Source organism: Amycolatopsis sp. NPDC049688 (assembly GCF_040674975.1).
Lineage (GTDB): Bacteria > Actinomycetota > Actinomycetes > Mycobacteriales > Pseudonocardiaceae > Amycolatopsis.
The window spans coordinates 31,279-57,027 of record NZ_JBFANY010000026.1; the positions used below are offsets into that span (position 1 = coordinate 31,279).

Below are 25,749 nucleotides of genomic sequence, written 5' to 3' on the forward strand. Positions count from 1 at the left end.
CGGCCCGGTGCGGCTCGGCTCGGCTCGCAGGCACGACTCGGCGCGGAGGTGCGGCTCGGCCGACGAGCGCGACTCGGCCCGCAGGCACGGTTCGGCAGGCGAGCGCGACTCGGCCCGCAAGCGCCAATCGGCCCGCAAGCGCGGCTCGGTCCGCAGGCGCGGTTCGGCAGGAACCGGCACGCACGGAGAACCGGCACCACCACCGCGGCCCGACAGCAACCATCCGGCCGCGGCCCTGGCCCACACGCCAGCCGAAGCGCGGGCCGGGGATCCGGCAGGCCCGCAACCCAACCCCAGACCAGGCCCGGCAAAAGCGCCCGCCTGTGATCACCGGCCCGAGGCCGCGGCCCGGCCGTCCTCACCCACGCGGCGGCACCGGGCCTCGATCGCCGCCGCCAGCTTCTCTCCCGGGCAGCCCGCCGCCCTCGCGCGTTCGGCCGCCGCCGTCAGCTCGGCCAGCAGGACCGCTCGGACCGCTGCCCTGGCCGGCTCCGGAAGTCTCGAGAGCGGGGCCGCTGCTTCGGTCACCTCGGCCCCCTCTCCTCCCGGTGCCGGCGCTCGCCGGCCCAGACTTCACCTGACGGACAACACTCAGCGCCACCACTGCGGGGGCGGGACCGGGAGCTGCAACGGGCAGCCGCCCGTGTGGCGGCCCGTCCAGCAGTCCGCCAGCCAGCGGGTCAGCGCCACCGGGCCCAGCAAGCTGTCCTCCCACACCGGGGTCAGCTCGCCCGCCCGGCGCAGCACCGCTTCGGCCGTGCCGCAGAACGACACCACCGCCGCGACCGCCGCGTCGGCCCGCTCGGCGGGCCAGGCGACCGCGGCTCCCGGCAGCCGGGCCGGGATGGCCAGGCCGGTGGCCACCGTGCAGTTGCGCGCCAGCAGCACGGCGAGATCGAACTCGACCGCTTCGGCGTGACGCTGTCTTGCTCGCCAGCGCGGCGAAGCCGCGGCCGCGTGCAGCCCGGCCAACCGGGCGGCGGCCAACCCGTCCCACACCGTCAAGATCACGGCTCGCGTGTCGGCCGGATGGACCGCGGCGAGCTCGTGGGTGACAGCGCTGAGCCAGGCACACGGGTCCTTGACTTGACGATCAGCGGCGACAGTCACGGCAGTCAGTTTCCCACCGCGGCGCGCTCCGAACACGAAATGATCATGGATCGGCGCAGGACCACCCGGTCAGTGGCGAACCGTTGAGCGGCCCCGTAACCCAATCGGGCACTCGGCGTGACCAAATCGTCACTGGTGTGCCATCATGTCGGCGCTCAGTGCCGAGCACGCCTCCCGACCGTTCCCGCGAAAGGCCCCCACGAGTGATCAAGATCAGCAAGAACCGGGCCGGCACCCAGCGCGTCACCTTCAGCCTCCCGGCCGCCGCGCCGCCCGGCCGGGTGAGCGTCGTCGGGTCGTTCAACGACTGGACCCCCGGCCGCCACCACCTCACCCCGCGGTCCAACGGCCGCCGCTCGGCGTCGGTCGACGTGGCGCCGGGCACCGTGCTCCAGTTCCGCTACCTCGGCGAGGACGGCCACTGGTTCGACGACCCCGACCTGCCCGACCGCGCCGACGGCAACTGCGTCTGCACGACGCCCTGACGGCTCAGCCCCGCCGGCGCCGCTTCCCCGCGCCGCTGCCGCCGCGCCGGGCCGGCTTCGCCGCGGCAGGCTTCCGCTCCGGGCGCTTCCGCTCCGCCGGCGCCTGCTGGCGCCCGCGCGTGCTGTTCACGGTCCGGCCGCGCACGATCCCGATGAACTGCTCCATCAGGTCCGAGGTCTCCTCCTCCAGCCATGACAGCGCGACGCTCGACTGCGGCGCGTCCGTGACCGTCCGGTAGGTCAGATCCCGGCGGTGGTGCAACCGGGCCAGCGACTGCGGGACGACGAGCACCCCGACGCCCGCCGCGACCAGCTCGATCGCGTCCGCCGTCGTCTCGGGGCGGGAGACCGCCGCACGGCCCGGCATCGACGGCCACTCCAGCGTGTCGTCGAGGGCGTGCAGCACGACGTCGTCGGCCAGGTCCACGGTGGACACTTCGTCCGCCGCCGCGATCAGGTGGTCCTTGGGCACCACGACCACCGTCGTCTCGGTGTAGAGCGGGATGGCGTGCAGGCCGTCGCGGTCGATCGGGGACCGCAGCAGCGCCGCGTCGGCGTCGCGGGCCCGCAGCAGGCCGGCCGCGTCGGCGGCGGCCACCGGGACCAGGGTCAGCGGGACCTCCGGCACCCGCTCGCCCCAGGTCCGCACCCACTTGGCGGGCGTCGCTCCCGGGACATACGCGAGCTTGAAAGAGGTCACCGGGTCAGGTTACCGGGAGTGACGCTGGCTACCCTGGACGGCATGACGTCGCACAAGACCACCCAGACGATGAAGCCCGCGACGGCGGCGAAGAAGCTGGGTGTGTACCTCGAAGCCACCCCCGCGGAGTTCCGGGAGGGCGTCGTCACCCGCGACGAGCTGAACGCGCTGCAGGCCGACCCGCCCGAGTGGCTGCGCGAGCTGCGCCGCACCGGCCCGCACCCGCGCCCGGTGGTGGCGGCGAAGCTGGGCGTCTCCATCGGCGGCCTCACCCGCGGCGGGATCACCGAGCCGCTGACGACCGAGCAGATCGACGAGCTGAAGGCGCAGAGCCCGGAGTGGCTCGTGCGGGAGCGCGCCACGCAGGCCGAGGTGCGGAAGGAAGCGGTGCGGGTCAAGGAGAAGGGCCGCTGACCGCCGCCGACCTCTCGCCCGACGCCGCGGAGCGCCTCGACGCCGAAGACGAACTCGCCGCCTTCCGCGAGCGGTTCCTGCCCATCGATGACCCGGACGTGGTCGCCTACCTCGACGGGAACTCCCTCGGCCGTCCGCTGCGCGCCACCGCGGAGCGGCTGCAGGAACTCGTGGCCCACGAGTGGGGTGGCCGGCTCATCCGGTCGTGGGAAGAGCGCTGGCTCACGCTGCCCGAAGAGATCGGGGACGAGCTCGGCCGCGTCGCGCTCGGGGCCGCACCCGGCCAGACGATCGTCGCCGACTCGACCTCCGTTTGCCTCTACAAGCTCATCCGGGCCGCCGTCGCGCTGCGGCCGGGGCGCGACGAGCTCGTCACCGACACCGCGAACTTCCCGACCGACCGGTTCCTGGTCGAGAGCGTCGCCGCCGAGCTCGGGCTCACCGTCCGGTGGGTCGACGGTGACGACGTCGCCGCCGTCACCGGGCCGCGGACCGCCGCCGTCGTGCTGTCCCATGTGGACTACCGGTCGGCGGCGATCACCGACCTGGCCGCCGTGACGCGGCTGGTGCACGAGCGCGGCGGGCTCGTCGTCTGGGACCTCTGCCACAGCGTCGGCTCGATCCCGGTCGAGCTGGACGCCGCCGAAGCCGACTTCGCCGTCGGCTGCACGTACAAGTTCCTCAACGCCGGGCCCGGCGCGCCCGCCTTCCTCTACGTCAACGCGCGGCACCACGAGGACTTCGGGCAGCCCCTCACCGGCTGGATGGGGGCGGCCGACACCTTCGGCATGGCCGCGAAGTACGTGCCCGCGCCCGGCATCCGGCGGGCGCTGTCCGGCACCCCGCCGGTGCTCGGCATGGTGGGCGTCCAGGAAGGCGTGGCGCTGCTGGCCGAAGCGGGCATCGACCGCGTGCGGGCCAAGGCCGTCGCGCTGGGCCGGTGGGTCATCGCCCTCGCCGACTCGTGGCTCGTCCCGCTCGGCTTCACCGTCGCCTCGCCGCGCGAGGACGACCGCCGCGGCGGGCACGTCACCCTCCGGCACCCGGACGCCGAACGGCTCTCCCGGGTGCTCATCGAGCACGGCGTGCTCATCGACTTCCGCCGTCCCGACGGCATCCGGATCGGGCTGAGCCCGCTCACCACCGGCTTCGCCGAAACCCGCCGGGCCATGGAACGCATCCGGGAGCTCGCCGCCCGGAGTTAGTAGCCATGTACATAGTCGCCATGTACAGTAATCGGCATGAGCACCACCGGTCATCTGGTCTGGCGGCTGTCCACGAAGTGGCGGGTGGCGGTCGACCGGGCCCTCGCCCCCCTCGGGCTGACGCACGCGCAGTACGTCTTCCTGTCCTCGCTCTCCGGCCTGGAGCGCGCCGGGCAGCGCCCGAGCCAGCGTGAACTGGCCGACCACACCGGCCTGGAGGCGCTTTACGTCTCGAAACTCGCCCGCGCACTGGACACCGACGGTCTCGTCGAGCGCACCCGCGACCCGGCCGACACCCGGACCGTCCGGCTGGGCCTCACCACCCGCGGACGCGAAGTGGTCGAGCCGGCGATCGCCACCGTCGCCGGGCTGCTCGACCGGCTGCTGGCCCCCCTCGGCGGCCGCGACGGCGACCGCACCGCGGCGCTGGCGCGCGAGCTCACCGTCCTCCTCGACACCCCGTTGGAGTGAAAGCCATGCTGCACCACGAAGAAACCGGCACCGGCACCCCGATCGTCTTCCTGCACGGCAACCCCGGCTCGTCGCACAGCTGGCGCCACGTCCTCCCGCACGTCGGCGGCGGACGGCTGCTGACCCCCGACCTGATCGGCATGGGCCGCTCGCCCAAACCGGACATCGCGTACACCTTCGCCGACCACGCCGCCCACCTCGACGCCTGGTTCGACGCCCTCGGCCTGGACGACGTCGTCCTCGTCGGGCACGACTGGGGTGGCGCACTCGCCTTCGACCACGCCGCCCGGCACCCGGGCCGGGTCCGCGGCCTCGCGTTCTTCGAGACCATCGTCAAGCCGATGGCCTGGACCGACCTGTCCCCGCAGGCGGCCGAGCGGTCCCGGAAGATCCGGACGCCCGGCGTCGGCGAGGACATGGTGCTGACCCGGGACCTGTTCATCCGCCAGGCGTACACCGGCGGGGTCCGCACCCCCGTCGGCGAAGACGACCTCGCCGCCTACCTCGCCCCGTTCCCGACGCCCGAGAGCCGCCGGCCGGTCCTCGCCTGGGCGCGCCAGCTGCCCCTCGGCGGCGACCCGGCGGAACTGGTCGAGCGCATCGAGACCTACGACGAGTGGCTGGCCACCAGCGACGGCACGCCGAAGCTGCTCCTGACGTTCGAAGGCTCGCCGACGCTGCTCATCGGCGAGGAGATGGCGCGCTGGTGCGCGGAGCACGTCGCCGCGCTCGACGTCGTCGCGGGCGGGGAAGCCGGGCACCACGCGCAGGAGGACCGGCCCAAGGAGATCGCCGCGGAGATCTCGGCGTGGCTGGACCGGCACGGTCTGCGCTAGGTGTGCCGCAGCGGCGGCACCGCCTCCACGCCGAGGACGCGCGCCGCGACCCACGCCAGCGCGTCGGCCGTGCGGGCCGGGGTGTCCGACGGCTGCATGACGTGGCTGAGGACGGTGCGGACGACCAGGTCGATGACCACCGCGACCCGGTCGTCGTCCAGCGGTGGCCGGTAGGCGGCCACGCGAACGGCCAGCATCGCCTTCGCCTGCGTCAGCAACGCGCCCGCGTCGGTGGTCAGCAGCGGGAGGAGCTCGGGGGCGGACCCGTGCGTCGCGGAAGCGATCGCGCGCAGCAGCGTGTTGTCGTCGGCGAGCTCGAGGACCGCGCGGACGGCGTCGTAGATGGCCTCGACGAGGTCGTCCGGGTGGCGGTCGAAGGCGGCGCCGACGACCGAGAGGAACCGGTCGAGTTCGTGCGTGACCATCGCCTCGGCCAGTGCGGCCTTGGAGCCGATCTCGTTGTAGACGGTCTGGCGGCTGACGCCCACGAGCTCCGCCAGCCGGGCCATCGTGACCGACGGCCACCCCGACTTCGCCGTCAGCTCGATCGCCGCGGCGATGATCGGCCCCCGGTGCTGGCCGCCCCCGGGCGGCGCCGGAGGTGCCCCGCTCATGATCGCCCATTCTAAGTGGTGCCGCTCCCGGCCGGCCCGACCCGCCCCGGCGCGACGAAGTCGATCTTCTCGCGGACGCCGCAGTCCGGGCAGCACCAGGAGTCCGGGATCGCCGCCCACGGCGTGCCGGCCGGGAAGCCCTCGCGCGGGTCGCCGCGTTCTTCGTCGTAGACGTACCCGCAGCCGGGGCACATGCCGCCTTCGGTGGCGTCACCGCGGGTGTCGGCGGCTTCGCCGGCGGCCGCCGTGACGCGGGTTCCGTAGCGGGCCAGGACTTCGGCGCGCTTGCCGGGCTGGATGTTGGCGCGCGAGATGTCGCCGTCGTAGTGCGCGAGCACCCGCGGGTCCATCACCCGGCGCCACAGCGGCGGCACGAGCGCCAGCACGATCATCCCGGCGTACCCGGTGGGCAGCACCGGCGACTCGGCGAAGTCGCGCAGGGTCTGGTAGCGCCGCGTCGGGTTGGCGTGGTGGTCGCTGTGCCGCTGCAGGTGGTAGAGCAGGACGTTGGTGGCGATGTTGTTGGAGTTCCAGCTGTGGCTGGGGTTCACGCGCTCGTAGCGGCGCCGCCCGGGCGCGCCGACCCGCTGCCGCCGCATGCCGTAGTGCTCCATGTAGTTGACCACCTCCAGCAGCGAAAACCCGACGACGGCCTGGATCACCAGGTAGGGCAGGACACCGGCGCCGAGCCAGAGGATCATCGCCGCCCACAGGACGGCGGACATCAGCCAGGCGTTGAGCACGTCGTTGCCGAGCCGGTAGGGGTGGCGGTCGCGCCGGGCGTAGCGCTTGCGCTCCAGCCGCCACGCCGACTTCAGGGAACCGAACACCGTGCGCGGCCAGAAGCGGTAGAAGCTTTCGCCGACGCGGCTGCTCGCCGGGTCCTCCGGGGTCGCCACGCGGACGTGGTGGCCGCGGTTGTGCTCGATGTAGAAGTGGCCGTAGAAGCTCTGCGCCAGCGCGATCTTGGACAGCCAGCGCTCGTGGCTCTCCTTCTTGTGGCCCAGCTCGTGCGCGGTGTTGATGCCGATCCCGCCGACGCACCCGATCGACACGGCGAGCCCGATCTTGTCCATCACGTCGAGGCCCCCGCGCGCGATCAGCCAGCACGCGGCGGCGAAGCCGAGGTACTGGACGGGCAGGAAGGCGAAGGTGATCCAGCGGTAGTAGCGGTCGTTCTCCAGCCGCGCGATGACGTCGTCGGGCGGGTTGCTGCGGTCGAGCCCGGCGACCAGGTCGATGAGGGGCACGACGACGAGGATGACGACGGGCCCGATCCAGAACCACCCGCCCCACCCGGTGGCGGCGTGCAGGCCGATGGCGAGGAACGCCAGTGACGGGACGACCAGGCCGATCAGCCACAGGTACCGCTTGCGGTCGCGCCACAGTTCGGTCGAGCCGGCGGGCAGGGTCCCGGTCGCTTCGCTCATCACACCCTCCTTGGCGGCTGAGTTGACAGGAGGATAGGGGACGTCCAGACAGGTTGACAACATCCGAGCTGTTGTAAAGGTGTCCACCAGGCTCCAGGACACCGGGCGGCCGCGGCCGGAAGGGACTTCCGGGCATCGCCCGTTCCCTTCTTTCCGCCGCCGCGAACCACCGCACACGCCGAACCGGCGGAATTCACTTTCACCCGTTCGGCCCAGTGTGCAAGTCGTCGAAATGTGTCCCGGGCCTGCTACCAGAGCAAATGCCGGTAATCGTCTCCGAACGGAAAGTAAACACTGTTCGCCGCAGGGCGGACGAGTGTCCGCAAGCCGGGTCGCACCGAACGACGGTCGGAGGTTCGTGGTAAAAAACGGACCCTGATCGATTCCGCGGCAACACGGAGGGTGAGGCGAAGACGGGTGACGGCGGCCGCTGTGTCCCATCGTCGTGTCCGCTTCCTCGTCCGGGTCCCCTTTCCTCGCCGACCGTCACTCAGGAGTTCGTGAACCGCCGTGCTGAACAAAGACCCCCGGGACGAGTCGGACAAGCCGTACGACAAGTCGATCCGCAAAAGGCTGACCAGGACCGTTCTCATTCCCAGCGTGACGCTGCTGGTGCTGTGGATCGCGGTCTCCTCCTACTTCCTCTTCAACGGCGTTTACGTCCGGCTCGTCGCGGCCTCCGTGCGTGAAGTGTCGATCCCCGCCGCCACCGCGCTGGCCGAGTTCCAGAAGGAACGCCAGACCGCGCTGCAGTACCTGGACGACCCGGGCCTGGGCCCGGCCCGGCTCCAGCAGCAGCAGAAGGCCACCGACGAAAAGCTCTCCGCGCTGAAGGACGCCTTCGCCGCGACGATCTCCAACGCCCCCGACGAGATCGCGTCCAAGGTGAACGCGCTGAAGTCGCAGTTCGACCAGCTGCCCGTGCTGCGCTCGCAGATCAGCTTCCGCAGCATCGACCGCGGCCAGGTCAACTCCTACTACAACGGCGTGATGGACACCGCGTCCAACCTCTTCGACACCCAGGCCCGCGTGGTGCCCGACGCCGAAGCCGCGACCGGTGGCATCACGGCGACCTCGGTCTTCCGGGCCGGTGACATGATGTCGCGGGAGACGTCGCTGGCCTCGACCGCGTTCGCCGCCGGGACGTTCGCGCCCGACGACTTCGCCCAGTTCGCCCGGCTTTCCGGCCTCTACCGGACCCAGCTGGCGCAGATCGCGCCGTTCCTCGACCCCAGCGTCCGCCAGAAGTACCAGGCGCTGACCACCAGCACGGCGTGGCGGCAGCTGGCGACCGCCGAAGAAGCGATCGTCAAGCACGGCCCGTGGTCGACCGGCGAGCAGAACACCGTCCCGGTGTCCGAAACGGACTGGGAGAACGCGACCACCCAGGTCGCCCAGGGCCTCAACGACCTCGCGATCACCCAGGCGGACAAGGTTTCCGCGGCCGCGATCGACGCCGGGGACGCGCAGCTGCGCAACGTCATCATCGGCAGTATCGTCGCCCTCCTGGCGTCACTCGCCGCGATCATCGTCGCGGTGCGCGTGTCCCGGTCGCTCGTCGACCGCGCGCTGATGACGCGCCTCGCGCGGCTGCGCAACGACTCGCTCGACCTCGCCCGCAACCGGCTGCCGAACATCGTGGAACGGCTCAAGAGCGGCGAATCCGTCGACCTCAAGGAAGAGCTGCCGCAGCTCGACCACGGCCGCGACGAGATCGGCCAGGTGGCCGAGGCGTTCAACGTCGCCCAGCTGACCGCCGTCAACGCCGCGGCCAGCGAGGCGAAGGCCCGCAGCGGTGTGCACAACGTGTTCCTCGGCATCGCGCACCGCAACCAGGTCCTGGTCCACCAGCAGCTGCAGATCCTCGACGAGATGGAGGCGCGGGAGGACGACTCGACGCAGCTGGCGTCGCTGTTCCAGCTCGACCACCTCGCCGCCCGCGCCCGCCGCACCACCGAGAACCTGATCATCCTCGGCGGCAAGCAGCCCGGCCGCCGCTGGCGCAAGCCGGTGGCGCTGATGGAGGTCCTGCGCGCGGCGGTCTCGGAAACCGAGCAGTACGCGCGGGTGCAGGTCGAGCAGGTCGCCGACGTCGCCATCGTCGGCGCCGCGGTGGCCGACACGATCCACCTGGTCGCCGAGCTGGTCGACAACGCGACGTCGTTCTCGCCGCCCGGCTCGCCGGTCGAGGTGACCAGCCGGATGGTCGCGCGCGGGGTCGTCGTCGACGTCTCGGACCAGGGGCTCGGCATGAAGGACGGCGTCCGCGAGTGGGCGAACTCGATGATGGCCGAAGCGCCCGAGTTCGACGCGATGGCGCTGCGGGCGGACTCCAGCCTCGGCCTGTTCGTGGTCGCGCGCCTGGCCGCCCGGCTCGGCATCACCGTCACCTTCGACCCGTCCCGCTACGGCGGCCTCCGCGCCACCGTCCTCATCCCCACCCAGCACCTGGCCGGCCAGAACGCCGACCAGGGCGGCACCCCGGCGGAGGACACCGCGGTCCTCGCCCCGGTCGGCGCTCCCGCGCCGCAGGCAGCAGAAGAAAGCCCGCTCCGCACGATGGACACGCCCAGCTCGTTCAGCGGCCAGATCCCGATGAAGCGAGACACCAAGCCGAGGCCGTACCCGGCACGCGCGCTCCCCTCGCCCGACGACCTGCCGTCCGTCCCGGCGGCGGTGCCGGAGCCGGTGGCCGTGGCCGAGCCGGAAACCCGGGTCCAGCCCACCGACGACCGGCCGCGGCTGCCGCGGCGGGAGCCCCAGCAGAACCTCGTCGCCCAGCTCGAGAACGAACCCGACGACAGCGAAGACGACGTCGTGGCGCCCGGTGAAGGCACCGCACGCACGCTCGCGGCGTTCCACAAGGGCACCCGCCGCGGCCGCGGCGGGCCGGACGACTCGTAGTCCGCGACCGCACACACCGAAAGTCCACATACCGAAAGTCAGGGTCTGACGTCGAATGAACGAGTACGGGAACCCCAAACCCGATCTCAACTGGTTGCTCGATGACATGGTGAACCGCGTGGTCGGCGCGCAGAACGCCATCGTGCTGTCCGCCGACGGGCTGCTGATCGGCAAGTCGGCCGGGATGGGCAAGGACGACTCGGACCAGCTGTCGGCCATCGCCTCCAGCCTGCAGAGCCTGGCCAAGGGGGTGAGCAAGCAGTTCAACCGCGGCCCGGTGCTGCAGAACATGATCGAGATGGAGCGCGGCTACCTGTTCGTCTCCGCCGCGGGCCAGGGCGCCTGCCTCGCCGTGCTGGCCGCGGACAACGTCGACGTGGAAATGATCGCCTACGAAATGAGCCGGCTGGTCAAGCGGGTCGGCGACTACATGGCGTCCGCGCCGCGGGAAGCGGCGTCGGTCCTGCGGGAGGCCACATGAGTTCGGACGACGGCTGGTATGACGAGGCCGCCGGGCCGCTGGTCCGGCCGTACACCATCACGAGCGGCCGGACCCCGGCCGGCACCGCGCGGCTCGACCTGTCCACCCAGGTCATGACGCTGCGGTCGGAGCAGGAGCCGGCCGGGCTGGGCCCGGAGCACGTGGCGATCGTGCAGCTGTGCCGCCACCCGGTGTCCGTGGCCGAGATCGCGGTCTACGTCAAGATCCCGCTGGGGGTCGTGCGGGTGCTCGTCGGCGACCTGATCGAACGCGGCCTCGTCATCACGCGGTCGCCCACCCATAACCCGGCGCAGTCGCCGGACCTCGAAACTCTCCAGGCGGTTCTCGATGGCCTCATCAAGTACTGACGGCACCGGGGCGGACATGGTCCCCACCCCGGTCAAGATCATCGTCGCCGGCGGGTTCGGCGCCGGCAAGACCACGATGGTCGGTTCGGTCAGCGAGATCCCGCCGCTGACCACCGAAGAGGTGCTCACCGAGGCGAGCGCCGGGGTGGACGACCTGTCCGGCGTGGAGCGCAAGACGACGACGACGGTCGCACTGGACTTCGGCCGGATCACCATCTCGCCGCGGCACGTGCTGTACCTGTTCGGGACGCCGGGCCAGGCGCGCTTCTGGTTCATGTGGGACGACCTGGCCCGCGGGGCGATCGGGACGGTCGTGCTGGTGGACACCCGCCGGCTGGAGACCAGCTTCGCCGCGATCGACTTCTTCGAACGCCGGAAGATCCCGTTCGTCGTCGCGGTCAACTGCTTCGACAACGCGCCGCGGTACACCGCCGACGAGATCCGCGAGGCTCTGGTCGTCCCGGACCGGGTGCCGATCGTCATGTGTGACGCACGCGACCGCGACTCCAGCAAGCTCGCGCTGATCCGGTTGGTCAAGCACGCGATGACGGTCGTGCCGGCCCGGGTCTGAGACCTGCGCGTTGTCCGCTTTTGTCTCCTCTGGACACGTCCGGTGTCCGCTGTGGCCCTCCGTGGCGGCGGCGGGCACCGGCGTACCCACATGGCGCAATTGGTTGGACCACCCGGGTGCAGCCTTTTAGTTGAGCACGCATCCAACTGATAGCATCCGCTCGTGACGAGTCGCGTGCCGGAGTTTCCTGAATATATAAGGGAAAACTATCCGGCACAGGGTCGTCTCTTCGGCGACTTCCTGGGTGGACTGTGGTCGGCCGCGTGCGAAGCGCTCGACGTCCCGCTGGAGCAGTCGGTCCGGACGACCCGGATGTTGCGCGCCGTGCTGCCGCCGTGGGCGCACGAGCGGATCGGCGCGGCCCCCGCCCAGCCGTCCTATGTGGCGGACGACGGCTTCCCGGCCGAGATGTCGGTGAACTGGTCGGGCGACCGGCCGGAGCTGCGCGTGCTGTTCGACAGCCTCGGCCACGAGATCGTCTGGCCTGGTGAGAGCGGTTTCCGGGCGCGCCGCTTCGAGCACGTCCGCGAGACGTTCACCCCGCGCGCGGGCCGTCCGTCGCCGGCGCCGCTGTGGCATTCGATCGCCTGGCGCCCGCCCTCGGGGATCGTCCACAAGACCTACTTCGGGCTGTACTCGTGGCCGCACGCCCAGCGCGAAACCGCGGTGGCCGAAGCGATGGAGCGGCTCGGCATGGCCGCCGCCTGGGACGACACCCGCCGTCGCGTCGAAACCGTCGAAGGCGACCGCGAGATCGAGTTCTTCGCCGTCGACCTGGCCGACGAGGCGCACGCCCGGGTCAAGATCTACTACCGCAACCACGAGGCCGGCCTGGCCGAGGTCGAGCGGGTGGCTTCGGCGGCCCTGCACCACGACCCGGCACGGGCGCGGGCGGCCTACCGGACGCTGGCCGGCGACCGCGCCGACGCCGGCGAGGCCGCCTTGAGCTGCCTGGCGTTCCGGTCCGGTGTGGACCGCGCCGCCGAGTCCACCACGTACCTGCGGCTGCCCGACCTCGCCCCGGACGACCGGGAAGCCGTGGAGCGCACCGCCGCGCTGCTGCACGAGCAGGGCGTGGATCCCGGCCGGTTCCGCGCCGTCGCCGCCGCGCTGGCCCCCGGACCGCTGGCGGACAGCCGGGGCGTCCTGGAGCTGGTGAGCTTCCGCGCGGCGGCCCGGCGTGGCGACGTGACCACCTACTTCCGGCTCCCCGTCTACGACCGGCCCCCGCCGTCCCCGCTTTCGCCTGTTGATCTTGCCTAGCGGCCCCGGAAAGATGATCTTCGTGCAGCACACCGTGAGGAGCAGAGCGTGACCCAGGACGTCGAGCGCGTGGCCCGCCACAACGAGCAGCGGCAACGGGAGTACGAGTCGTCGGACCTGATCCGGCTGCTGACCGACGAGAACACCCCCGCCGAGACCAAGAAAGCGGTGCTCACGTACCTGCAGCCGTGGTCGAACGCGTTCCAGCGGATGATCAGTGCCCGCGTGACGTTCGAGAGCGACCCGGAACTGCGGGCGCTAGCGTGCGAGCACCAGCAGGAAGAGGTCGGCCACGACCGGATCCTGGCCCGCAGCCGCGCCGACGACCGGGACCTGGTGTGGGACCCGGTGATCGAGATGGGCGCGTCCTGGTTCGTCGACCAGTTCGCGATCCTGCCGGGCGTGCAGCGGGCCGTCCTGGCGCACCTGGCGCTGGAAGCCGGCAGCCTGGTGTTCAGCCAGGCGGGCACCCGCGCGTTCCCGGACGACGAGTACTTCGAGCTCCACGACGAAGCCGACGTCGAGCACCTCGAGATGGGGTACGACATCCTGCGGCGGCGCGGCGACTGGACCGTGGAGGCGGTGATCGACGTGCTGGACCGGGCGTGGCAGGTGATCGGCGTGGTGTCCGACCGCATCGCGGAGTGCGCCCGCCGCGATACGGTGGCGGCGTGACGACGACCGAAGCCCGCACCATCGCCGCGGAAGCGGCCCACGCGTACCGGGAAACGTTCGGCGACCGCCTGACCGGCGCGTACCTGCTGGGCAGCCTGTCGTACGGCGGCTACTCCCCGGCGGTGAGCGACATCGACCTGGCGATCGTCCTGACCGACGTCCGCGAGGGCGACGCCGCGCTGGTCTCGGCCACGACGGAAGCCCTGCAGGGGCGAAGCCCGTTGCACCGCAAGCTTTCGGTGTTCTGGGCATCGTTGCCGGCGTTGCGCGAAGGCCGCGACGACGGCCGGTTCCCGGCCCAGGACCGCCTGCAGCTGGCCGAACACGGCCGCGTCCTCCTCGGCGACGACGTCACCCCGGAGGTGGCCCGCCCGCCGGCCGGGGAACTGTTGCTGGAGAGCGCGAAGTTCGCGATCGCGGTCCTGGCGACCGACGAGGTGACGGCGGAGTTCCGCGAGCCACGACGTCTCCTGGCGGACCGCGTGTGGTTCACGAAGGCGGTGTTCTTCCCGGTCCGGTTCCTGTACTCGGCCACGACGGAATCGGGCCGCGCGGCCACGAACGACGAGTCGCTCGAGTGGTACCTGGCTCAGCCGGAGGCGCCGTCGAAGTCCCTGGTCCGGTTGGGGGCCCGGGTGCGCGAGGGGCACCCGCTGGACGCGGCGGAGGTGGCGCCGGAACTGGCGGCGGGGCTGGTTCCGTTGTACCGGTACTACATCGAGGCGGAGATCCGGCGGTTACGGGAGGTTGGCGGGCCGGCGGAGCTCGTCGACGCCTTCGAGGACTGGGACAAGCGGCTGGGGTGAGACAGCCGGCGGCGTGCGGGGAAGCACACCGCCGGCCCCACTTCAGTGGATCTGCACGTTCCCGCCGTTCAGCGTCTGGCCGTACCCGGCCGAGTAGCCGTTCGACAGGAGCAACTCGAACCGGTCCGCGGTACCGGGTTCACCGGCGTCCACGAGATGCAGGCGGAAGCCCGTCGTCACCCCGTTCAGCACGGCGTGCCCGAACACGTAGGCATCGGGCCCCGATACCGAGATCCCGGTGATGTCCGAGGTGTGGAGGTCGATGCCGTTGCCGTGGTCGTTGTATTCGAGCGTGCCGCGCGGGCCTTCCTTGCGCTGCATGAACTCGAACCCGGCGGTGGCGGTCCCGCCCGGCACCAGGATCCGGATCCCGCCGGTGATCTTGCCCGGCTGCGAGGTGACGAACGGCGGCGCGACCGCGGTCGTCCCGCACTCGGGAACCGTGACCGTCTTGACGATGGCGAACTGCCCGTCCAGCGACGTGAGATCCGGGTCCGTGGTGAAGACACCGTCCGGCAGGACCAGCGTCAGCCGGTAGGTGCCGGGCAGCAGGCCGGAGATCGTGGCGGTGCCCGACGCCGTGCGCGGGGCCGGCGGGTCGTTCGCGAGGACTCCCGGCACGGTCACCTCGTCGGCGCGGATCGCCACGCCGGGCGGAGCGGTGACCGCGATCGCACCGAGGCAGACGTTGCCGAAGTCGGCGTCCTGGACGACCTGGCCGCTGGTCACGGTGACGGTCGTGCTCCCGGACGCGGGGGTGGTGCGGCGCCAGCCCGCCTGCTGCCGCTCACGGACGGTGTAGGTTCCCGGCCGCAGGCCGACGAAGCCGTATCCGCCGTCGGCCCCGGTCACCGCAGTCGCCCCGTTGTCCAGGTCGAAGGTCCAGTTCGCCAGCCCGGGATCACCGGCCCCGCCGCCGTCGGCCCCGTGGTCGTCGAACTTCCGGCCCCCGATCGTGGCCGGCCGGTAGTTCCCGAAGTCGTTCCCGCCGAAGTGCGCGTCCCCCACGCCGTACCCGACGGTGACCGGCGCCGGCGCGTGGGACTGGACCCAGCCGGCCTGGGACCGTTCGGTCAGGGTGTAGGTTCCCGCACCGACCGGCATCGCGTTGGCGTTCAACGGGAACACGTAGGCGCCACCGGCGTCCGTGACGGTGGTGGCGACGACGGTCCCGTTGTAGGACAGGTCGATCGTCCACCCCGCGAGGCCCGGCTCCCCGTCCTGCCGGACGCCGTCGCCGTTGACGTCCTCGTATTTCGTCCCGCTGATCACCGGCACCGGCCCGGCTCCGCCGTGGTTCCAGTTTCCGCAGGCCACGCCGATGAAGGCGCCGTTCCAGTACTTGACGTGGATCTGGCCGGCGGCGATCTCGTCGTCGATGCGCTGGTTGCCGTCGCGCACGTCCGGGCAGAGGCCGCCGGTGTTCCCGGTGCACGCCTTCCAGAACTCGTGCGGCCGGTCGATCGCCACGATCGGCGCCCAGACCATGAAGTTGCGGTCGAAGTCACCGTGCGCGACGTAGAACGCGCTGACCGCAGGCTGCGCGAACTGTTCGGCGGAGATGGAGTTCCCCGTGCCCACGTCGTAGACGTAGGTGGATCGGTAGGTGTTCGTGCTGATCATCGCCTGTTCGTCGGGCCACAGCACCGTCGCCGACGCCACCGGCGCGAAGCCGAACACGGCGAGCGCGACCGCGACGGACAACACCAACGGGATGCGGAGCACCCCGGAGATTCTTCGCATCGTGTCAACCCTTCCCCTGGCACGCCAGGATTCCGACGAGGCCGGGGACGAGCCGTCGTGCACCGCGGTGCGCGATGCGCAGCCAGGGTCGCGCCGCGCGGGCTCCGCGTTACGCAACCGGCGCCGTTCCTCAGCGCAGGGTCAGCGGCGTCTCCGACTCCACGCGCGTCAGCTTCTCCGGGTTCCGCACGTAGTACAGCCCGGCGATCCGCCCCCCTTCGACGCGAACCGCCATCACCCCGTCGAACAAGCCGTCCACGTGCAGGGCCAGCGCCGGGTTCCCGTTCACCGTCACCGGCGCACTGCTCAGAGCCACCGCCGCCTTCGCGATGCCGCCGACGATGAAGCGGCTCACCTTGGCCGCTCCGGTCACCGGGCGCAGGGCCGCCTGCTTGACTCCGCCGCCGTCGCTCAGCAAAACCACGTCCGGGGCCAGCAGATCCAGCAGCCCCTGCAGGTCCTGGCCGGCCAGCGCCCGCTGGAACGACTCCAGCACCGCCCGGGTCTCCCGCGCGGACACCACCTCGCGCGGCCGGCGCGCGTCGACGTGGCGGCGCGCGCGGTGCGCGATCTGGCGGACCGCCGCCGGGGACTTGCCCACCGCCTCCGCGATTTCGTCGTAGCCGACCTCGAACACCTCGCGCAGCACGAACACCGCGCGTTCGGTGGGCGCCAGCGTCTCGAGGACCAGCATCAGCGCCATCGACACGCTTTCGGCGAGCTCGACGTCCTCGGCCACGTCCGGAGCCGTCAACAGCGGCTCCGGCAGCCACGGCCCGACGTACGCCTCCTTGCGCCGCTTCATCGTGCGCAGCCGGTTCAACGACAGCCGCGTCGTGATCCGGACCAGGTACGCGCGCTCGTCGCGCACCTGGTCCGGGTCGACCTCGGCCCAGCGCAGCCACGTCTCCTGGAGGACGTCCTCGGCGTCGGCCGCCGAGCCGAGCATCTCGTAGGCCACGGTGAACAGCAGGTTCCGGTGGACGACGAACGCCTCGATCACGACGTCTCCCTCCCTCACGCGGTGAACTGGCCCCAGGCGACGAACGCCGCCACGGCCAGGTAGATCAGGTTCAGGCCGGCGAACCCGGCGCTGCCGTGCCGGACGTGGGTGATCATCGCACCCACCATCAGCAGCACCCAGCAGACGGCGGTCACCGGCACGAGCACCGGCGCGATCCCGGTCGCCGCGGGCAGGACCAGGCCGAGCGCGGCGAGCAGCTCGAGCCCGCCGAGGGTCTTGACGAAGCCGGGCCGGGCGCCGGCGGTCCATTCCCCACCGCGCGCGGCCGCGAGCTTCTCCTGGGGCACGAACACCTTGCTGACGCCTCCGGTCAGGGCCACGACGGCCAGCAGGCCGGCGGCGATCCACAGGGCGAGGTCCATGGTGTCTCCTTCCGTTCGGCCTCCAGACACCGGCCGCCGCACCGCTGTGACATGACGTGGGTCACTTGTTTCTGTACCTACTAGTATGTACAGTCCTGGCCCATGGGGACCAGGGAACAGCTCGTCGACAGCGCCCGGGAACTGCTGTGGGAACGCGGCTACGTCGGCACCAGCCCCAAAGCCATCCAGCAGCGGGCGGGCGCGGGCCAGGGCAGCATGTACCACCACTTCTCCGGCAAGAAGGAGCTGGCACTGGCCGCCGTGCAGCGCAGTGCCGAAGAGCTGCTGGCCGCCGCCGACGAGCAGCTGCGCACACCCGGCACCGCCGTCGAGCGGATCACCGCGTACCTGCGGCGTGAACGCCAGGTGCTCAAGGGCTGCCCGATCGGCAGGCTCACGCAGGATCCCGACATCGTGGCCGACCCCGATCTGCGTGCCCCGGTGGACGAAACGCTCACCCGCATCCGCGCCCGGCTGGCCGAGGTGCTCGGCGAAGGCCGGGACGCCGGGGAGCTGCCCGCCACGCTCGACCCCGTCGCGCTGGCGGCCACGATCGTCGCCGTCCTGCAGGGCGGTTACGTGCTGGCGCGCGCCGCCGACCGTCCCGAGCCGTTCGACCAGGCCGTTTCCGGCGTGCTCGCGCTGCTCGCCGCCCACTGAACCCGGGGAGAACCGCCGTGCACGTCCGTCACGTTCCGTCCACCAGCACGCCCGCGCCCGCCGAGGCGGTCACCGGCAGCGCGTGGATCACCTCGCTCGCCGTCCCCGGCGGCGCGTCGCGCACCCGGGTCGACCGCGTGCAGTTCGCCCCCGGGGCCCGCACCCGCTGGCACCGGCACCCGCTCGGCCAGGTCCTGGTCGTCACCGAAGGCACCGGGTACGTCCAGCGCCGCGGCGGCCCGGCGCAGCTGATCCGGCCGGGTGACACCGTCCGCGTCGACGCCGGCGAATGGCACTGGCACGGCGCCACCGACACCACCCCGATGACCCACCTCGCGATCGAGGAACTCCCCGCCGACGGCACTCCGACCGAGCTCGGCGAGCCGGTGGGCGACGCCGAAGCGGCCGCCGTCCCGGCCGTCACCCGCACGCTGGTCCTGGAGCAGCCGCTCCCGGCACCGCGCGTTTTCGACCATTTCGAAGCGCGCCGCATCACCATCGCCCCGCACCACAGTCCCGGGCTGCACATCCACAACGGACCGGTTTTCGGCAGCATCGAAACGGGTTCCGCGGTCTACCGGATCGAAGGCGAACCGGAGTCGGTGCTCACCCCCGGCGACGTCTTCTACGAACCCGAATCGACACGCATCGCCCGCTTCGACGCGCTCGAGGACGGCGTCACGTTCCTCGCCTGGTTCCCGGCCGGACCTGGCGAAACGCCGCAGCTGATCCCCCTGGGGCACTGACCCCGCACTCCACGCCTCACCCGGGTACACGGATGCCGGTTCACCGCGGTTCACCACATTTCCGAACTCTTTCCTCACGGGACAAAGCTCTGGACAACGGGGCGCGCACGGGTCACGATAACGCCGTGCCCGCACCGGATTGATCTCCCGAAAGAATCGGTGAACACCTCACAAGACGGGCATTGTTATCGCTAACAGGGAACCGCCCACCGGTGTCGGGCCGGTGGATTCCCTGGATTCTCCTGTCCCTGAACCCCACGGAGTGACTCCATGCCCGGAAACACGGGAAAGCACCGCATCTCCCGACGAACGAAGATCGCGACCGCTGCCCTCGCGCTCGCCGTGGCCGCCGGCGGCATCGCGGTGGCGACGACCTTCGGCGAGCCCGGCCAGGCCAGCGCCGACGAGGCCGACCCGGCGCTCTACATCGACATCCTCAAGGTGGCGCCGAACAACACCGCCCCCGCGAACTCGCGCGGCGCGTCCACCGGCACGTTCACCGTGGACTGCGGCCGCAACGAGAACCAGCACTTCAACCCGGACAACTTCGTCGCCCAGCCCGGTGTCCGCAACGGCGCCCAGCACCTGCACGACTACGTCGGCAACCTGTCGTCCAATGCGGACTCGAACAACAAGAGCCTCGAAGCGGCCGGGACCACGTGCAAGAACGGGGACAAGTCGGCCTACTTCTGGCCGGTGGTGCGCATCGACACCGGTGACGACGAGAAGAACCCGCCGGCGAAGTCCCCCGACGGCGACCGCGACCAGGCCGCCCAGGACGGCGCCTCCCCGGTGATCACCTGCCCGGACGTCGCGAGCAAGCTCCCCGACGTCCCCGACTCGGCGATGGCCGAGGTCAACCGCAACCTCGACCTGCTAGACACCCAGATCGACGAGGCCAACAAGCGGCTGGTCAGCACGCGCGGCCAGGGCGGCCCGAACTTCGTCCAGAACGCCATTCTCGGCCCGCTCAAGGACAAGCGCGTCGCCACCATCGACCGCATGGCCATCGCCATCGGCCGCACCGCCGCGCGTCCCCAGGGTCTCGACGCCCTCGCGCCTTGCACGCTCGGCCAGGCAGGCGGCAACAACAACGGTGGTGCGACGACCGCGCCGCCGCTGCCCGGCCCGGACGCCAACAACGAGCTGCCCGAAAACGACGGCCAGATCCAGCGCCCGGCGAAGGTCGGCATCACCTTCCGCGGCAGCCCGGCCGGCAAGGTCGTCGCGATGCCGAAGTTCCTGCGTGCCCTGACCGGTGACGCCAAGCCGTCGATCAACGGCACCAAGAACACCCGGGCGGCGTGGACCTGCACCGGCTTCGAGAACCGGCTGACCGACAAGTACCCGATCTGCCCCGAAGGCAGCAAGGTGGAGCGGATCCACGACTTCCCGAGCTGCTGGGACGGCAAGAACACCGACAGCGCCAACCACCGCACGCACATCGTGTTCCCGGACCAGGCCGGGCGCTGCCAGGCCGGGTTCAAGGCGGTGCCGCAGCTGCGGATCACGCTCGTCTACGACATCCCGCACGACATCCAGGTCAAGAAGCAGTACAAAGTGGACTCGTTCCCGTCCGAAAAGCACAATCCGCTGTCCGACCACGACGACTTCGCGAACGTGATGTCGCAGAGCATCATGAACCAGCTCGTCAACTGCATCAACCGCAACAAGACCTGCAACGCCTGACCCGCCCGGGTGCCCGCCGCACCATCCTCGCGGCGGGCACCCGAAAAGGAGACAGCGATGACGGTCCCGATCGTCGGAGGCTTCCACCCCGACCCGTCGATCTGCCGGGTCGGCGACCGGTACTACCTGGCGAATTCGAGCTTCGAGTACGTGCCGGGCGTGCCGATCCGCCGCAGCACGGACCTGGTTTCCTGGGAGCTGCTGGGCCACGCCCTGACCCGCCCGGGCCAGCTGCCGCCGTCGGAAGGCGCGGCGAACACGGGGATCTACGCCCCGACGCTGCGCCACCACGACGGCCGGTTCTTCCTGGTGACCACGAACATCCTGCACCCCGGCCACCTGATCGTGACGGCGGAGGACCCGGCGGGCCCGTGGTCGGACCCGATCCACGTGGCCGGCACCGACGGCATCGACCCGGACCTCTGCTGGGACGAGGCCGGCGTCTGCCACCTGACGTGGGCGTCGTTCTCCCCGGAGGCACCGGGCATCACCAGCGTCCCGATCGACCCGGCGACGGGCTCGATGCTGGCCGAGCCGCGGCTGCTGTGGAACGGAACGGGCCTGGCGGCCCCGGAAGGCCCGCACCTGTACCGGATCGGTGACTGGTGGTATTTGATGCTCGCCGAGGGCGGCACCGAACGCGGCCACGCGATCACGATCGCGCGGGCCCGGACTCTGGAAGGGCCGTACGAGCCGGCGCCCTCGAACCCGATCTTCACCCACCGGAGCACCACACACCGGATCCAGAACACGGGCCACGGCGACCTGGTCGAGTGCCCGGACGGCAGCTGGGCGATGGTGTATCTGGGCGTGCGGCCGCGGGGAAAGACACCGCAGTTCCACGTCAACGGGCGCGAGACGTTCCTGGCGGGCGTGGACTGGGTCGACGGCTGGCCGGTGGTGGACGAAAACCGGTTCACGGTTCCCGTTGTGGAAAATGACTTCATCGATGATTTCGCCGCTTCGGAGCTGCACCCGCGGTGGGTCGCGCCGGGCGTGGCTCCCCGTGTTCACTGGGCCGGGCCCGGCGAACTGGTCCTCAATGGATTTTTGCTGACGCGGGCTTTGGACGAATACTGGACGGCGGTGGTCCGTCTCGACGTTTCCTCGGGTGTTGCTGTGTTCATGGTGCGAATCGACGACCGCCATTGGTACGGATTGACGGCTGACGGCGAGACGGTCACGGCTACGGTGGCCATCGGTCCGGCGGTCCAGACCGTGTCGGCCGTGCCTGCCGGTTCTTCGGTGTCGCTGCGGATCCGGGCGCTGCGGCCGCCTGCTTCGGGTCCGTTCCGTGAGGTGACGGAGCCGGACCTCGTGGAGTTGTCGGTGTTCCGAGAGGACGGGGAGGCGGAGGTCCTCGGCACGTTCGACGGGCGGTATCTGTCCACAGAGGTCGCGGCCGGGTTCACCGGGCGGATGATCGGCGTGCGGGTCCTGGAGGGAACCGTGTCGCTGCGCGAGTTCCGCTACTCGACAGGCAAATAGGCGGCAACGTCGGCGAGAGCGTCCAGGACGGCGACTGGCGGGCCAGCGGGTCGCTCTCCCTGTAGCTCCCCGCTCAGGAGCCGACGATCGCGTTGAGCTCGACGACGGCCGCGTCGAGAACGCCCGGGTCGGCTTGTACCAACTGCTCGGCGCACTTGTACCACTGAGTGCTCTGGAGGGCACGGGTCAGCGCCCGATCCCGCCACAGCCGGCTGCTGCATCGAGCGATCGCCAGCAAGACGGTGATGAGTTGTGTGCTGTGCTCCATGCTGTCTGCGATGGCGAAGGCTCGCGAGTGGTCACCCAGCAGGAGCGCGGTGTTGACGACTTCGACCAAAGCCCAGTCCCGCGCGCCGGCCGGGGTGAGAGCGCGAGCGGCTCGTTCGGCGTCATCGAGCAGTTGCCATGATCGGGAACTGCGCCCGATGTCATGGGCGGTACGAGCCGCCGCGGCGAGGATGATGATCTGCCGCCGGTCGCCGTCGTAGAGGACAGCGTTCGACTCGGCTTTGGCGAGCAGATCGTCCGCCCGCCCGAGTTGATCGATTCGATGGGCGAGGCGGGCGAGCGCCAGGAGGGTCAACGCCCAGCCGGCGGGCGACTCGTGGGTGGTCACCTGCTCGACCTGTTCGATCAGCTGCGTGGCCAGCTGCCGCCGCCCGGTATCGACGGCAGCCGCCGCGATCTCTGCCAGCAATGCGGTGTCGGGACGGTGGGCATAACCGAACGTCGCCGCGACGCGCACGGCGTTCGCAAGGCGCCGGTCCACCTCCTCTTCGACGTTCCGGCGCCTTGCCACGCGAGCCAGCTCGAGTTCGACCTTGACGGTGGTGCCCGACGCAGGTAGTCCCACGACGAGGCGTTCCAGATCGGCGCGAGCAGTGTCGACAGCCCTGCCGTCATCCTGCTCGAGAGCCGCCTTGAGCATGGTCACGTAGGTCGGAACAGACCTTTCATCGCGAGGCAGATGGTTCGCCACCACAAGGGCGGCACCGGTGTCGTGCGCGTCGACGAGCCCTAGGACCACCGCTCGCACGATGTCCGGAGAGTGGCTGCGAGCTGCAGCTATCCGCTCGGCACGACCGACGTCGCCCGTTGCCGAGACCGCACGGACCAATGGCGCCAGGGCCCAGTCCTCGGCGACGCCTCGCGCCATGGCTTCGACATCGACGAGCAGCTCTCTCACGATCTCTGTCCGGCCGGCCCGGAGTGCGGCCGGCGCCAGCTCGGCGAGCACGCGAATTCGCCGGATCGGGTCGATGATGCTCCGACTGATACCCTCGACTTCGGTAAGCAGCGACGCGACTTGTTCGGTGTCACCGATTTTCAGCCGGCCCTGCGCAATGTCGACCAGGTGCGACACCCGCTGCTGGGGATCACGAATCTCACCGCAGGCCTCCTCACTCTCGGCGAGCAGTGAATCGGCTCGGTCGCGCAGGCCGATCCGCGCGGCGGCGTGGGCCACGGCGACGAGTTGCTCTGCACGGGTACCCGGATCGTCGACCCGACGGCTGGACTGTTCGGCTTCCTCCAGCAGCGCCAAGGCACGATCATCGGCTCCGATGGCGAATCGCGCACGCGCGAGTCTGGCCAGGTCCTGGGCGTCTCGATACCAGGAGGACCGCCGAGGAAGCAGGGACTCCGCCGCGGTCAACAGCTCATCGGCTCGCCGCGGATCCTCGCTGCCGAACCGGATCAGGTCCTCGATGACCGTCCCGATCGTGGTGGGCATCCGGTGGGCCGCCGGGACAATCGGATAGAAGTCCGTCGACATCGTGATGTTGTCGTCACGGCGCTTCTTGTGCCGCCTCTGCTCGCGCTCGATTCGGGCGAGCAAATCGCGCACAGCTTGCTTCTCCGTGGCCTCCGCCATGTTGTCGACGAGAGCGCGTGCTTGCTGGGAGCGGCCCGCACTTCCGAGGGCGACGCTGAGCTCGGCGGTCGCGGCGACCCAGTCAACCGTCGGAGGCGGCGAGCTGACCGCCGGCTCGGGATCGGCGTCCGGAGTACCGCAAATCGCGGCCATGGCCTTGGCGCGGCGCTCCGGGTGGAGGATGTTCAAGGCCACCGCCTTCGCGGCAGCGAGTATTTCGCCGGCCCGGGTCGGATCACCGCGGGATTCCGCGATGCGGGCGACGGCGGCAAGGGCTTGGACCCGGTCGGCCGGCTCCTCGATCGATGACGCGATCGACTCCGCGCGGTTGATCTGGCCCAGCGTGGCCCACAACTCCGGCAAGCTCGGAGGAATGTGGCTGTTCCGGTCCGTCAGGTGGTCGCGGTGGATGGACAACCGCGTCATGGCCACCAGGTCCGGAGCGGGCTGCGCGACGATGAAGTTCTGCGTCGTCGTGATCTCCGCCAGCGCGAGCGCGTCGCCGCCCGACACGTCGAGCATCCGGTCGTGCCGGACCAGGTCGGTGGCGCACGCGACCATGCGCTTGAGGTCGAAGGTGGCGGTGAGCATGGTGAAGTAGCTGCGCAGCAGGTAACCCGGGGTCTCGGCCGGCCAGCCGAGCGCCCGGTGGTCGTCCGCCCAGGAGTGCAGGGTGTCCCGGTGGATGGCAAGGCGCGCCGGTCCCAGCATGGTGATCGCCGCCAGCTGGAGCTCCTCGTGCCCGAGCAGGTAGACCGCAGCTTCGGCGCCTTCGCGCTTGGTGAAGCTGCGTCCGGCGACCGTGGCGAGGTGGTCGTCGATCTCCCATTCGGGTTGCCCCGTCAGCTCGGCGAGGTCGGCCGCCGTCAGACCGCCTCCGGCCGCGGTGACGAGCCCGAGGAGGCTCTGTTCGATCGGTGTGCCGCGCAGCAATCTCTTCAGCTCCCGCTGCATCCCGTCCCGCGCGGAGAGGGCGTGCTGCGACGGCTCCAACGTCCGCACGATCGCCGGGTCGCGCAGCGGGTGATGCCGGGGGACATCGGAAGGAACGGGTGGGTGGGGTCGGCCGGCCACGATCACCCGCATCCCGGCCGGTGGGTGCGCAGGCAGCAAGGCGGCGATGCTGTGCGCATCCGGGTCGATCCCGGCTCCGCGGTCTTCGTCCAGCCCGTCGATCAGGAGCACGAACGTTCCGCCGCGCCGCCGGCACGCTTCCGCCGCCTCCTGCAGGAGACCCAGCAGGTGCGCCTCGCGAGTGGTGTCGGTCAGGAAGGCCGGACGATCCTCACCGAGCAGGGTGAGCAATTGCTCCATGACGTTGTCGATGAACGCCGACCGGTCGTTCTGACCGGCGAGTCGCGCGGTCACGAAGAACGACACGAGCTCCACGCCTTCCGGCGGGTGCAACGCGAACCACGACATCAGCGCGGACTTGCCGGACCAGGCTTCCGCCCGCCACCATCGGTAGGCGCCCGCCGTGCTGGGGGACGAGCAGAATTCGGCCAGTTCGGCCAGCTCCGTCTCCCGTTCCAGCAGCCGTGGCGGGGCAATGCGCTGCAGCACCTGCTGGCGGTACCGCGTGCGGACCCGTTTTCCGCTGTTCACGTGCAGGTCGCCGTGAACGAACCCGAACTGGAACACCTGCCCGTCGACATCCCCGTCGACCTGGTTCGCCACGGACCGCGCGTCCGCGCCTTCCGGCGGAGGCTCAGGGCGGGGCGAATCCATGCGGCAACCATCCCACAGCGTCATTTCGGCGGTCCACGAAGAGGGTGGTCCGAGCCTTCCCTGAAGCGGAGGGTCGGTCTTCGAACCGACGAATGAGCAGACC

At 70.9% G+C, this 25,749-nt stretch carries 25 protein-coding genes; 16 read left to right on the forward strand and 9 right to left on the reverse strand.

Features of this window, described 5'->3' with window-relative positions:
- Nucleotides 1-327: 327 nt before the first annotated feature.
- Both AB0J55_RS43745 and AB0J55_RS43750 read right to left on the reverse strand, forming a co-directional pair.
- Complete coding sequence (locus AB0J55_RS43745) at nt 328-528, reverse strand: hypothetical protein (protein ID WP_364263403.1); 201 nt, start codon at nt 526-528, stop codon at nt 328-330.
- Between the two features lie 63 nt (nt 529-591).
- Nucleotides 592-1,110: a hypothetical protein gene (locus AB0J55_RS43750; protein WP_364263406.1), complete on the reverse strand. Its 519-nt coding sequence runs from the start codon at nt 1,108-1,110 to the stop codon at nt 592-594.
- A 203-nt stretch (nt 1,111-1,313) separates the two neighbouring features.
- Here AB0J55_RS43750 and AB0J55_RS43755 point away from each other — a divergent pair, with 203 nt between their 5' ends.
- Nucleotides 1,314-1,595, forward strand: coding sequence for an isoamylase (locus AB0J55_RS43755; protein WP_364263409.1), 282 nt, complete (start codon nt 1,314-1,316; stop codon nt 1,593-1,595).
- A 4-nt stretch (nt 1,596-1,599) separates the two neighbouring features.
- Here the strand turns inward: AB0J55_RS43755 and AB0J55_RS43760 are convergent, their stop codons facing one another.
- On the reverse strand, nt 1,600-2,295 hold the full coding sequence (locus AB0J55_RS43760) for a LysR substrate-binding domain-containing protein (protein WP_364263412.1): 696 nt from the start codon (nt 2,293-2,295) through the stop codon (nt 1,600-1,602).
- Between the two features lie 42 nt (nt 2,296-2,337).
- On the opposite strand from AB0J55_RS43760, the gene AB0J55_RS43765 reads away from it, so the two are divergent.
- From AB0J55_RS43765 to AB0J55_RS43780, 4 genes are read left to right on the forward strand one after another with little or no spacing between them, the layout of a single operon-like run.
- Entirely contained in the window at nt 2,338-2,709 is a 372-nt protein-coding gene (locus AB0J55_RS43765; RefSeq protein ID WP_364263416.1) for a DUF5997 family protein, read from the forward strand.
- Nucleotides 2,706-3,914: an aminotransferase class V-fold PLP-dependent enzyme gene (locus AB0J55_RS43770; protein WP_364263539.1), complete on the forward strand. Its 1,209-nt coding sequence runs from the start codon at nt 2,706-2,708 to the stop codon at nt 3,912-3,914. The genes AB0J55_RS43765 and AB0J55_RS43770 overlap by 4 nt, the downstream gene beginning before the upstream one ends.
- Nucleotides 3,915-3,950: 36 nt before the next feature.
- Complete coding sequence (locus AB0J55_RS43775; protein WP_364263419.1) at nt 3,951-4,385, forward strand: MarR family transcriptional regulator; 435 nt, start codon at nt 3,951-3,953, stop codon at nt 4,383-4,385.
- A 5-nt stretch (nt 4,386-4,390) separates the two neighbouring features.
- A complete protein-coding gene (locus tag AB0J55_RS43780; protein WP_364263422.1) occupies nt 4,391-5,221 on the forward strand; it encodes a haloalkane dehalogenase in 831 nt (276 codons plus the stop codon).
- Here the strand turns inward: AB0J55_RS43780 and AB0J55_RS43785 are convergent.
- On the reverse strand, nt 5,218-5,835 hold the full coding sequence (locus tag AB0J55_RS43785; RefSeq protein ID WP_364263425.1) for a TetR family transcriptional regulator: 618 nt from the start codon (nt 5,833-5,835) through the stop codon (nt 5,218-5,220). The genes AB0J55_RS43780 and AB0J55_RS43785 overlap by 4 nt on opposite strands.
- Nucleotides 5,836-5,846: 11 nt before the next feature.
- Nucleotides 5,847-7,265, reverse strand: coding sequence for a fatty acid desaturase (locus tag AB0J55_RS43790; RefSeq protein ID WP_364263428.1), 1,419 nt, complete (start codon nt 7,263-7,265; stop codon nt 5,847-5,849).
- A 510-nt stretch (nt 7,266-7,775) separates the two neighbouring features.
- Here AB0J55_RS43790 and AB0J55_RS43795 point away from each other — a divergent pair.
- From AB0J55_RS43795 to AB0J55_RS43825, 7 genes are all read left to right on the forward strand, one after another.
- Nucleotides 7,776-10,169 carry a nitrate- and nitrite sensing domain-containing protein gene (locus AB0J55_RS43795; RefSeq protein ID WP_364263431.1) on the forward strand — a complete coding sequence of 798 codons (2,394 nt, stop codon included), beginning with the start codon at nt 7,776-7,778 and terminating at the stop codon, nt 10,167-10,169.
- Between the two features lie 55 nt (nt 10,170-10,224).
- Complete coding sequence (locus AB0J55_RS43800; protein WP_003097762.1) at nt 10,225-10,650, forward strand: roadblock/LC7 domain-containing protein; 426 nt, start codon at nt 10,225-10,227, stop codon at nt 10,648-10,650.
- On the forward strand, nt 10,647-11,018 hold the full coding sequence (locus tag AB0J55_RS43805) for a DUF742 domain-containing protein (protein ID WP_103348101.1): 372 nt from the start codon (nt 10,647-10,649) through the stop codon (nt 11,016-11,018). Before AB0J55_RS43800 ends, AB0J55_RS43805 begins: the two co-directional genes overlap by 4 nt.
- A gap of 16 nt (nt 11,019-11,034) precedes the next feature.
- Nucleotides 11,035-11,589 carry an ATP/GTP-binding protein gene (locus AB0J55_RS43810; RefSeq protein WP_103348102.1) on the forward strand — a complete coding sequence of 185 codons (555 nt, stop codon included), beginning with the start codon at nt 11,035-11,037 and terminating at the stop codon, nt 11,587-11,589.
- Nucleotides 11,590-11,751: 162 nt separating this feature from the next.
- Complete coding sequence (locus AB0J55_RS43815) at nt 11,752-12,852, forward strand: hypothetical protein (RefSeq protein ID WP_364263436.1); 1,101 nt, start codon at nt 11,752-11,754, stop codon at nt 12,850-12,852.
- 48 nt (nt 12,853-12,900) lie between these two features.
- Nucleotides 12,901-13,527, forward strand: a complete 627-nt coding sequence (locus AB0J55_RS43820; RefSeq protein WP_364263439.1) for a hypothetical protein — start codon at nt 12,901-12,903, stop codon at nt 13,525-13,527.
- Complete coding sequence (locus tag AB0J55_RS43825; protein WP_364263442.1) at nt 13,524-14,333, forward strand: hypothetical protein; 810 nt, start codon at nt 13,524-13,526, stop codon at nt 14,331-14,333. The genes AB0J55_RS43820 and AB0J55_RS43825 overlap by 4 nt, the downstream gene beginning before the upstream one ends.
- A gap of 42 nt (nt 14,334-14,375) precedes the next feature.
- Here the strand turns inward: AB0J55_RS43825 and AB0J55_RS43830 are convergent, their stop codons facing one another.
- The 3 genes from AB0J55_RS43830 to AB0J55_RS43840 all read right to left on the reverse strand — a co-directional run bounded on the left by AB0J55_RS43830 (nt 14,376) and on the right by AB0J55_RS43840 (nt 17,462).
- Nucleotides 14,376-16,076, reverse strand: a complete 1,701-nt coding sequence (locus AB0J55_RS43830; protein ID WP_364263445.1) for a post-COAP-1 domain-containing protein — start codon at nt 16,074-16,076, stop codon at nt 14,376-14,378.
- 130 nt (nt 16,077-16,206) lie between these two features.
- Nucleotides 16,207-17,079: an RNA polymerase sigma-70 factor gene (locus tag AB0J55_RS43835; RefSeq protein ID WP_364263448.1), complete on the reverse strand. Its 873-nt coding sequence runs from the start codon at nt 17,077-17,079 to the stop codon at nt 16,207-16,209.
- A gap of 14 nt (nt 17,080-17,093) precedes the next feature.
- Entirely contained in the window at nt 17,094-17,462 is a 369-nt protein-coding gene (locus AB0J55_RS43840) for a DoxX family protein (protein ID WP_364263451.1), read from the reverse strand.
- Nucleotides 17,463-17,564: 102 nt separating this feature from the next.
- Here AB0J55_RS43840 and AB0J55_RS43845 point away from each other — a divergent pair, with 102 nt between their 5' ends.
- The 4 genes from AB0J55_RS43845 (at nt 17,565) to AB0J55_RS43860 (ending at nt 22,045) form a co-directional block, all read left to right on the forward strand.
- On the forward strand, nt 17,565-18,122 hold the full coding sequence (locus AB0J55_RS43845) for a TetR/AcrR family transcriptional regulator (protein WP_364263453.1): 558 nt from the start codon (nt 17,565-17,567) through the stop codon (nt 18,120-18,122).
- A gap of 17 nt (nt 18,123-18,139) precedes the next feature.
- Nucleotides 18,140-18,868: a cupin domain-containing protein gene (locus AB0J55_RS43850; RefSeq protein WP_364263456.1), complete on the forward strand. Its 729-nt coding sequence runs from the start codon at nt 18,140-18,142 to the stop codon at nt 18,866-18,868.
- 270 nt (nt 18,869-19,138) lie between these two features.
- A complete protein-coding gene (locus AB0J55_RS43855; protein ID WP_364263459.1) occupies nt 19,139-20,557 on the forward strand; it encodes a DUF1996 domain-containing protein in 1,419 nt (472 codons plus the stop codon).
- 57 nt (nt 20,558-20,614) lie between these two features.
- On the forward strand, nt 20,615-22,045 hold the full coding sequence (locus tag AB0J55_RS43860; protein WP_364263462.1) for a family 43 glycosylhydrolase: 1,431 nt from the start codon (nt 20,615-20,617) through the stop codon (nt 22,043-22,045).
- A 73-nt stretch (nt 22,046-22,118) separates the two neighbouring features.
- Here AB0J55_RS43860 and AB0J55_RS43865 read toward each other — a convergent pair whose 3' ends face one another.
- A complete protein-coding gene (locus AB0J55_RS43865) occupies nt 22,119-25,595 on the reverse strand; it encodes a hypothetical protein (protein ID WP_364263465.1) in 3,477 nt (1,158 codons plus the stop codon).
- Nucleotides 25,596-25,749 lie beyond the last annotated feature (154 nt).

Bases quoted from the DNA above. Each gene is read 5' to 3' on its own strand.
- AB0J55_RS43765 (WP_364263416.1), top strand. From the start codon at position 2,338: ATGACGTCGCACAAGACCACCCAGACGATGAAGCCCGCGACGGCGGCG.
- AB0J55_RS43775 (WP_364263419.1), top strand. From the start codon at position 3,951: ATGAGCACCACCGGTCATCTGGTCTGGCGGCTGTCCACGAAGTGGCGG.
- AB0J55_RS43780 (WP_364263422.1), top strand. From the start codon at position 4,391: ATGCTGCACCACGAAGAAACCGGCACCGGCACCCCGATCGTCTTCCTG.
- AB0J55_RS43785 (WP_364263425.1), bottom strand. From the start codon at position 5,835: ATGAGCGGGGCACCTCCGGCGCCGCCCGGGGGCGGCCAGCACCGGGGG.
- AB0J55_RS43790 (WP_364263428.1), bottom strand. From the start codon at position 7,265: ATGAGCGAAGCGACCGGGACCCTGCCCGCCGGCTCGACCGAACTGTGG.
- AB0J55_RS43800 (WP_003097762.1), top strand. From the start codon at position 10,225: ATGAACGAGTACGGGAACCCCAAACCCGATCTCAACTGGTTGCTCGAT.
- AB0J55_RS43805 (WP_103348101.1), top strand. From the start codon at position 10,647: ATGAGTTCGGACGACGGCTGGTATGACGAGGCCGCCGGGCCGCTGGTC.
- AB0J55_RS43810 (WP_103348102.1), top strand. From the start codon at position 11,035: ATGGTCCCCACCCCGGTCAAGATCATCGTCGCCGGCGGGTTCGGCGCC.
- AB0J55_RS43830 (WP_364263445.1), bottom strand. From the start codon at position 16,076: ATGCGAAGAATCTCCGGGGTGCTCCGCATCCCGTTGGTGTTGTCCGTC.
- AB0J55_RS43840 (WP_364263451.1), bottom strand. From the start codon at position 17,462: ATGGACCTCGCCCTGTGGATCGCCGCCGGCCTGCTGGCCGTCGTGGCC.
- AB0J55_RS43845 (WP_364263453.1), top strand. From the start codon at position 17,565: ATGGGGACCAGGGAACAGCTCGTCGACAGCGCCCGGGAACTGCTGTGG.
- AB0J55_RS43855 (WP_364263459.1), top strand. From the start codon at position 19,139: ATGCCCGGAAACACGGGAAAGCACCGCATCTCCCGACGAACGAAGATC.
- AB0J55_RS43860 (WP_364263462.1), top strand. From the start codon at position 20,615: ATGACGGTCCCGATCGTCGGAGGCTTCCACCCCGACCCGTCGATCTGC.